This is a genomic window from Xylophilus sp., from assembly GCA_009914555.1.
Lineage (GTDB): Bacteria > Pseudomonadota > Gammaproteobacteria > Burkholderiales > Burkholderiaceae_C > WNDY01.
The window spans coordinates 23,815-31,603 of sequence record WNDY01000049.1 but is presented as its reverse complement, the minus strand read 5'-3'; the positions used below and the strand labels follow the sequence as shown (position 1 = coordinate 31,603).

The 7,789-nt window shown below is 69.7% G+C and carries 6 protein-coding genes; 3 read left to right on the top strand and 3 right to left on the bottom strand.

The window, feature by feature from the left end; translation table 11 throughout:
• Nucleotides 1-411, top strand: a 411-nt coding sequence (locus tag GAK38_RS18215) for an IS3 family transposase (RefSeq protein WP_325343662.1), incomplete at its 5' end; no start/stop codon positions are given.
• Nucleotides 412-438: 27 nt separating this feature from the next.
• On the opposite strand, the gene GAK38_RS18210 is transcribed toward GAK38_RS18215, so the two are convergent.
• Complete coding sequence (locus tag GAK38_RS18210; RefSeq protein ID WP_325346385.1) at nt 439-2,298, bottom strand: ABC transporter ATP-binding protein/permease; 1,860 nt, start codon at nt 2,296-2,298, stop codon at nt 439-441.
• Nucleotides 2,299-2,438: 140 nt separating this feature from the next.
• On the opposite strand from GAK38_RS18210, the gene GAK38_RS18205 reads away from it, so the two are divergent.
• Together GAK38_RS18205 and GAK38_RS18200 are read left to right on the top strand one after the other, a co-directional pair.
• A complete protein-coding gene (locus tag GAK38_RS18205; RefSeq protein WP_443089243.1) occupies nt 2,439-3,611 on the top strand; it encodes a serine hydrolase in 1,173 nt (390 codons plus the stop codon).
• Nucleotides 3,532-4,617: a serine hydrolase gene (locus tag GAK38_RS18200; protein ID WP_325346383.1), complete on the top strand. Its 1,086-nt coding sequence runs from the start codon at nt 3,532-3,534 to the stop codon at nt 4,615-4,617. The genes GAK38_RS18205 and GAK38_RS18200 overlap by 80 nt, the downstream gene beginning before the upstream one ends.
• A gap of 178 nt (nt 4,618-4,795) precedes the next feature.
• Here the strand turns inward: GAK38_RS18200 and htpG are convergent, their stop codons facing one another.
• Both htpG and GAK38_RS18190 read right to left on the bottom strand, forming a co-directional pair.
• Entirely contained in the window at nt 4,796-6,847 is a 2,052-nt protein-coding gene (htpG, locus tag GAK38_RS18195; RefSeq protein ID WP_325346382.1) for a molecular chaperone HtpG, read from the bottom strand.
• Between the two features lie 235 nt (nt 6,848-7,082).
• Nucleotides 7,083-7,739 carry a LysR family transcriptional regulator gene (locus GAK38_RS18190; RefSeq protein WP_325346381.1) on the bottom strand — a complete coding sequence of 219 codons (657 nt, stop codon included), beginning with the start codon at nt 7,737-7,739 and terminating at the stop codon, nt 7,083-7,085.
• Between the last annotated feature and the right edge of the window lie 50 nt (nt 7,740-7,789).

The window sequence follows — 7,789 nt, the reverse complement described above, 5'->3', positions numbered from 1 at the left end:
GACCTGTATTCGCGTAAGGTTGTGGGCTGGTCGATGTCTGAGCGCATGACGGCTACGCTGGTTTGCGACGCGCTGCGCATGGCGCTGTTTGCTCGCAATCGGCCTCGGGGAGTGATCGTGCATACTGGCCGTGGTAGCCAATACTGCTCGCGCGAGCACCGCGCCCTGTTGGAGCAATACGCTTTGATCGCCAGCATGAGTGCCAGAGGCAACTGCTACGACAACGCAGCAATGGAGAGTTGGAACCACAGTCTGAAGGTCGAGGCCATCCATGGTGAACACCTCGCCACACGGGAGCAGGCCAAGGCTCATGTGTTTGACTACATTGAGGTTGACTACAATCGGATCCGGCTGCACTCGACCCTGGGCTACCTCAGCCCAGAGCAGTACGAGCTGGCCAATGTCGCTTAGATAGGTGTCCGTAAATCAGGGGCAAGATCACTTCCAGCCGCCCTGCCCGTCCAGCCGCAGCACGCGGGTATGGTGGCGCAGCACCGCCTCGCGGTGGGCGATGCTCACCAGCGTGGTACCGCTGGCGCGCAGTCGTTCGTAGAGCGCGGCCTCGTTGGCGCTGTCCAGGGCGCTGGTCGCCTCGTCCAGGATGACGATGCGCGGCCGGCGCACCAGCACGCGGGCGAAGGCCAGGCGCTGCTGCTCGCCGACGGACAGCAGCTTCTCCCAGTCCTGCACCGCATCGAGTCCGCCGACGTCGTCGGCCAGTGCCGGCAGATGCACCTCGCGCAGGAGTTCGAGCAGGCGGTCGTCCGACGGCGCATCGGCGCCCGCCGCGCCGCCCGGGTACAGCAGCTGACTGCGCAGCGTGCCGACCTGGATGTACGGCTGCTGCGGCAGGAAGAATATGTCTTCCACCGGCGGGGTCTGCACGGTGCCGCTGCCGGACTGCCAAAGGCCGGCGATGGCGCGCAGCAGCGAACTCTTGCCGCCGCCGCTCGGGCCGGTGATGAGCAGGCCCTCCCCCGGTTGCAGCGCCAGGCTCAGGTCCTCGACCAGCAGGCGGCCGAACTGCGGGGTGCGCAGCGTCAGGTTCTCGACGACCAGCTCCGGCCCCTGGCGGTGCTGGATCACCGACTGCGCCGCTTCCTCCGGCGGTGCCGTGGCGTCGTCGGCCGCCGCAGCCTGCGCCGGCGGCGCGGCAGGGCCGGCGGCGGCGGATGATGACGATGAGGCCGCCGGCGGCGCGCCGTCGGCCAGCACCAGCTGCGACAGCGCATGCAGCCGGTCGATGCCGGCAACAAAGCGGCTCAGGCTCTCGAAGTTGTCGACGATCAGCGAGACGGCGGCCAGCACCACGGCGAAGGCGCCGGCGGCCTCCACCGCGCGGCCCACTTCCAGTTCACCCGAGAGCACGTCGCCGGCGAGGATCACGCTCGGCACGACGAGCGTGAGCTGGCTGAACGCGCGCTGGAACAGGTTGAGCGAGCGCTGCTTGCGGATCAGCCGCGCATAGTTGTTGAACACCGCGTTGAAGCGGTGGTCGATCTGGGCGCGCTCCTGCGGCTCGCCGCGGTAGAACGCGATCGACTCGGCGTTCTCGCGCACTTTCATGAGGCCGCAGCGGAAGTCGGCCTCGCGCCGCAGCTGCCAGAAGTTCAGCCGGATCAGTGGTGCGCCGAACACGTAGAGCGCGAGGAAGGTGCCCGCGAGCGCATAGAGCGCGAGGAACAGCACCAGCGTGTGCGAGATGGACCACAGCACTGCGCTGAAGGCCACCAGCTGCATCAGCGAGCCCAGCAGGATCAGCAGGAAGTTGATCGAGCGGCCGGTGAAGGTGTTGATGTCTTCGCTGATGCGCTGGTCGGGGTTGTCGATCTCGCCGCCGGCGCCCAGCGTGTAGTAGCGCCGCGCACCGAGGTAGCCGTCGAGGAAGCGCGCGGTGAGCCAGCGCCGCCAGCGGTTGGAAAAAGCGTCGCGCATGTAGTAGTAGAGCGCATAGACCGGCGCGGCGAAGGCCAGCACGATGAGGCACATCGTCACCGCGTCCCAGAAGCGTTCGCGCTCGCGCGCGGCGAGCGCCGAGGTCATCACGCCGGTCTTCTGGTTGAGCAGCACGGCGAGCTGGGTCTCGCAGAGCATTAGCACCACGATCAGCGCGAGCAGCGCCCAGGCGGAGCGGCGCTCGCTGCCGCGCCAGTACGGCAGCGCCACGTCGAGGAAGCGCCGCCAGGCGGCAGCGGACAAGGGCGAAGGACGCCGCTGGCGGCGCGGCTCGTCGGCACCGGGTGGAGGCGACGGTGGGGAAGGCGCAGGTGCGACGGCCGCCGCAGCAGGGCTGGACATGGAGAGGTTCGGGAGCTGGCAACTTCGCCTGCCACGGACGTTACGGCGGCACCCCACGGCCGGGTTGTCGGACGGTGCCGACGGTTGCCTCAGGATACGGCCGCTTCCGCCCGCGGCTCCGGGCCCCCAGCATCGGCCGCATGGATCGTGTGTCGACCGTCCTCCGCTCGCTCGCGCATTTGGCCCGTGCCCTGGTGCTCGTGCCGGTGCTGCTTGCAGCCGGCATGCCGCAGGCCGACGATGGCGGCGCCTGGCGCGATCGCCTGGCGGCGGCCCTGGACCGGGCCGAGGCCGAAGGCCACAGCGGCCTGGGCGTCTACGTGCTGGATCTCGCTTCCGGCGAATCGGTGTCGCACCGCGGCGCCGAACGCTGGTACTTGGCCTCGATGGTCAAGGTGCCGGTGGCCATCGCGGTGCTGCGCGCCATCGAGCGCGGGCAGTTCACGCTCGACACCACGCTGCTGCTGCGCGCCGACGACTACGTGGACGGCGGCGGCACCATCAACCAGCGCGCGCCCGACACGCCGCTGTCGATCGCCGCGCTGATGGAGCAGATGATCATCCACAGCGACAACACCGCGAGCGACATGCTGATCGGCCTGGTCGGTCTCGATGCGGTCAACGCGGTGGTGGCGGAGCTGGCGCCCGAGGGCAGCATCGGCCCGGTCACGCGGCTGTCGGACGTGCGCCATCTGGTCTACGGCCGCCTGGTGCCCGATGCACTGCGCCTGGGCGGCACGGACCTGGTGGCGCTCAACCGCGTGCGCGACGACGGCGCGCGGCTGGCCCTGCTCGCGCGGCTGACCGGTACGCCGGTGGCGCACATGCGCCTGCCCAGCCTGCAGGCCGCCTACGACGGCTTCTATGCCAGCGGCCTCAACAGCGGGCGGCTCGACGGCTATGCGCAGATCCTGGTCGCGCTGCACGAGGGCCGGGCCGTGGGCCCGCGCCATACCGCCTACCTGCTCGGCCTGATGAGGCGCGTGGCTACCGGCACGCAGCGCATCCAGCCCGGCCTGCCGGCCGACGTGCGCTGGGAGCACAAGACGGGCACGCAGCGCGGCCGCTTCTGCGACGCCGGCCTGGTGCGCGCCGGCCGGGCCGACGCGCCGCGCTACGTGGCGGTCGTGGCCTGCACGCGCGGCGACCTGTCGCTCGCGCGCTCCGAACTCGCACTGCGGCGCGTGGGCGCCGCGCTCTGCCGATCCGGCCTCATCACCAATGGAGTTCCCGATGCACCTTCCTGCCCTTCGCTTCCGGCCGCGGCTGCTGCTGCCGCTGCTGCTCCTGCTGCCCGCCCTGTTCGCCGCTGAAGCGGCCCGGGCCGACGGCTGGACGCAGGCGCTGCGCACGCGGCTGGAGAAGATCGACCGCGAGACGCCCGGCACGCTCGGCGTGTACGTGAAGGACCTGGCAAGCGGCGAGGCGGTGGACTACCACGCGAGCGAGAAGTGGTACCTGAGCTCCACCGCCAAGGTGGCCGTGGCCATCGCGGTGCTGCGCGCGGTGGACGCTGGGCGCTTCAAGCTTGGCGACCAGCTGGTGCTGGAGCAGACCGACAAGGTCGACGGCTCGGGCCAACTGGTCTGGAGCAAGGTGGGCACCAGGCGCACGATCGACCAGCTGATCGACCAGATGCTCTGGCTCAGCGACAACACCGGCGCCAACATGCCGATCCGCGCGGTCGGCATCGACGAGCTGAACGCGACCGCGCAGCAGGCCATGGGCAGGGACTTCGGCCGGCTCACCGACTTCACCGAGGTGCGGCGCGCGGTCTACGACGAGTTCAGCCCGAAGACGCGGCAGCTGACCAACCAGCAGCTCGTCGAGATCGCCGGCGCGCCGATGGGGCCGCGCCGCGTGGACGCGCTGCGCCGCGCCGCCGGGCTGGCCGCCAAGGATCTGCAGGCCAGGACGATGGACGAAGCCTACGACCGCTACTACGCCAAGGGCGCCAACACCACCACGCTGGTGGCCTATGGCGGCATGCTGGAGAAGGTGGTGCGCGGCGAGCTGCTGTCGCCCGGCAGCACGCAGCGCCTGTTCACCGGCATAAAGATCGGCAAGGTGGCCGACTACCGGCTCGAAGGCGGCCTGCCGCGCGGCGTGCAGCGCATCCACAAGACCGGCACGCAGTACCGGCGCGCCTGCCACATGATGGTGGTGAACCCGCAGGACAAGGGCGCGCGCGGCGTGGTCATCGCCACCTGCGCGGCCGACATGGACGACCAGAAGGACCCGGACGTGATCTTCAGGCGCGTCGGCCTGGCGGTCAGCGAGACGCTGCTCAAGCCCGGCAGCGTCGGGCGCCAGAAGTGACCTGGAAACTCTCTCTCCCGCAGGGCGGGAGAGGGGTGTGGGGGGGGGGTGCGGGCCACACCAAGCACCCCATACTCCCGGACCTACCACTCCACTGCCGGCGTCTTGCACCGGCTGTAGACCTATACCCCATTCACCCTATCCCTCTCCCGCAAGAGGGAGCGGGAGCGGGGGCCGCTCAAGCCAGCAGCGCGTTGACGCGCTTCACGTAGGCCGCCGGATCCTCGGGCAGGCCGCCCTCGGCCAGCAGCGCCTGGTCGAACAGGATGTTGGCCAGGTCGTCGAAGCGGTCCGAGGTGTCGAGCTTCTTGACCAGCGCGTGCTCGGGGTTGAGCTCCAGCACCGGCTTGGTCTCGGGCGCAGTCTGGCCGGCCTGCTTGAGCAGGCGGGCGAACTGCGTGCTGATGCCGTGCTCCTGCACCACCAGGCAGGCCGGCGAATCGACCAGGCGCGTGGTCACGCGCACGTCCTCGGCCTTGTCCTTGAGCGCGCCCTTCAGGCGTTCGAGCAGCGGCTTGAGGTGTTCGGCCGCCTCCTCGGCCGCCTTCTTCTCGGCCTCGTCCTGGAGCTTGCCCAGATCCACCGCGCCCTTGGCCACGCTCTGCAGCGGCGTGCCGTCGAACTCGTGGAGGTAGCCCAGCGCCCATTCGTCCACGCGGTCGGCCATCAGCAGCACCTCGATGCCCTTCTTGCGGAAGACTTCGAGCTGCGGGCTGTTCTTCGCGGCAGCCAGCGAGTCGGCGGTGATGTAGTAGATGGCTTCCTGGCCGTCCTTCATGCGGCTCTTGTAGTCGGCGAACGAGACGCTGACGCTGTCGGTCGTGGTGCTGGCGAAGCGCAGCAGCCGGGCGATGCGCTCGCGGTTGCCGAAGTCCTCGCCGAGGCCCTCCTTGAGCACGGCGCCGAACTCGGCATAGAACTTCGCGTACTTGCCGCTGTCGTCGGCATGGTCGGCCGCGGCGCCGGCGGCGGTGTTGGAGCTGTCGTTCTTGTCGACCACGTCGGTGACCTCGGTCGGCTCCGGCGCCGGCGTGGCATCGCCCGAGCCGATGTCGATCTTGCCCTCGCTGCTGTCCGGAGCGGTCTTCTGCTTCTTCGCCAGGTCCTCCAGCAGCGACAGCACCCGCTTGGTCGTGCCTTCGCGGATCGCGCGCACGTCGCGGCTTTCCTGCAGCAGCTCGCGGCTCACGTTGAGCGGCAGGTCGGCCGAGTCGATCACGCCCTTGACGAAGCGCAGGTACGACGGCAGCAGCGCCTCGGCGTCGTCCATGATGAAGACGCGCTTGACATAGAGCTTCAGGCCGTTCTTGCGGTCGCGGTTCCACAGGTCGTAGGGCGCCTTGGCCGGGATGTAGAGCAGCTGGGTGTATTCGGTGCTGCCTTCGACGCGGTTGTGGCTCCAGGCCAGCGGCGCCTCGCTGTCGTGGCTGAGCTGCTTGTAGAACTCGGCGTACTGCTCCTCGCTGATGTCCTTCTTCGGCCGGGTCCAGAGCGCGCTGGCCTGGTTGACCGTCTCCCACTCGCCGGTCTTGGCCATCTCGCCGGGCTCGCCTTCCTTCTCGCTCTCCTTCCACTCCTCCTGCTCCATGAGGATCGGCAGGCTGATGTGGTCGGAATACTTGGAGATGATCTGCTTGAGCTTCCAGGCGTTGAGGTACTCGGCGGCGTCGTCGCGCAGGTGCAGCGTGATCGCGGTGCCGCGCTGGGCGCGCTCGATGGTCTCGACCTCGAAGTCGCCGGCGCCGCGGCTGGCCCAGCGCACGCCCTCGGAGGCCGGCAGGCCGGCGCGGCGCGACTCGACCGTGATGCGGTCGGCCACGATGAAGCCCGAATAGAAGCCCACGCCGAACTGGCCGATCAGCTGGCCCTGCTCGCTCGCGCTGTCCTTCTGCGCGTCGGTCAGGCGGCTCACGAAGTCCTTGGTGCCGCTCTTGGCGATGGTGCCGAGGTTGTCGATGGCCTCCTGCTGCGACAGGCCGATGCCGTTGTCGGCGATGGTGATCGTCTTGGCGGCCTTGTCGAAGGAGACGCGGACCTCGAGGTTGGGCTGGTCCTCGTAGAGCGCGGGCTTGTCGAGCGCCTCGAAGCGCAGCTTGTCGCAGGCGTCGGACGCGTTGGAGACCAGCTCGCGCAGGAAGATCTCCTTGTTGGAGTACAGCGAGTGGGTGACCAAGTGCAGCAACTGCGCGACTTCGGCCTGGAAGGAGAGGGTCTGTTTCTGGTTGCTCATGGTGTGGAGGTTCAGGTTTTCGACAGCGGCCGCGACGGGCCGGGAACAACGGGAACGCACGGCCACTTGGGGCGTGATCGGCGATTATCAACCCCCGCCTGCGGCCGCGCGGCGGCGGCAGGGACTGTCACGAACCTATGGCTGCCCGAGTCGCAGCGCGATGGAATCCGGGTTGCGGCGGCAGTCGGGCACAGCCACGACCGTGGCACATCGTGTTAGCGCGGGGGCGAAATGCTTACGGCGCAAGCAGCGCCGGCACCGCCGCGGCCAGCGCATCGACCGCCACCCGGGTGCGCAGCGGCAGCGTCCGGTCGCGCAGTGCGCCGGGACCTGCACGGCGTGCAGGCGCTCCTCCGTCCCACGGTGGAAGCGCCAGGGCTGCAGCTGGCCGTCGCGCGCATAGCCGACGAAGGCGTGGCCGCCGTGCGGCTCCAGCAGTTCGGTGAAATCGGCCGGCCGCCCCTGCGCCGCCAGCTAAGCCGGTGCCGCATAGACGCCCATCCACTGCCAGCCCAGCAGGCGCGCGGCCAGCGTGGTGCTGTCGTCGAGCACGCCGCTGCGCCGCCAGGTCGAAGCCGTCTTCGACCAGGTCCACGCGGCGGTCGCTGAAGTGCAGATCCAGCTTCAGCTGCGGATGGTCGCGGGCGAGCGCCAACAGCGCCGGCGTCAGGCAGACGCGGCCGAAGAGGGCCGGCATGGTGGCCCGCAGCGTGCCGGTGGGCGCATGGCGGCCGGCTTCGAGGGCGGCATCGGCGGCATCCAGTTCAGCGAGCGCGCGGCGGCAGCGCTCGTAGTAGGCCTGGCCGTCGTCGGTCAGGCGCTGGCTGCGGGTGGTGCGCTGGAACAGGCGCACACCCAGCCGGGATTCGAGCCGCGCGACGGCCTTGGCCACGGCCGAGCGGGTGCGGCCCAGCCGTGTGGCGGCGAGCGCGAAGCTGCGGC

Bases quoted from the DNA above. Each gene is read 5' to 3' on its own strand.
- GAK38_RS18210 (WP_325346385.1), bottom strand. From the start codon at position 2,298: ATGTCCAGCCCTGCTGCGGCGGCCGTCGCACCTGCGCCTTCCCCACCG.
- GAK38_RS18205 (WP_443089243.1), top strand. From the start codon at position 2,439: ATGGATCGTGTGTCGACCGTCCTCCGCTCGCTCGCGCATTTGGCCCGT.
- GAK38_RS18200 (WP_325346383.1), top strand. From the start codon at position 3,532: ATGCACCTTCCTGCCCTTCGCTTCCGGCCGCGGCTGCTGCTGCCGCTG.
- htpG (WP_325346382.1), bottom strand. From the start codon at position 6,847: ATGAGCAACCAGAAACAGACCCTCTCCTTCCAGGCCGAAGTCGCGCAG.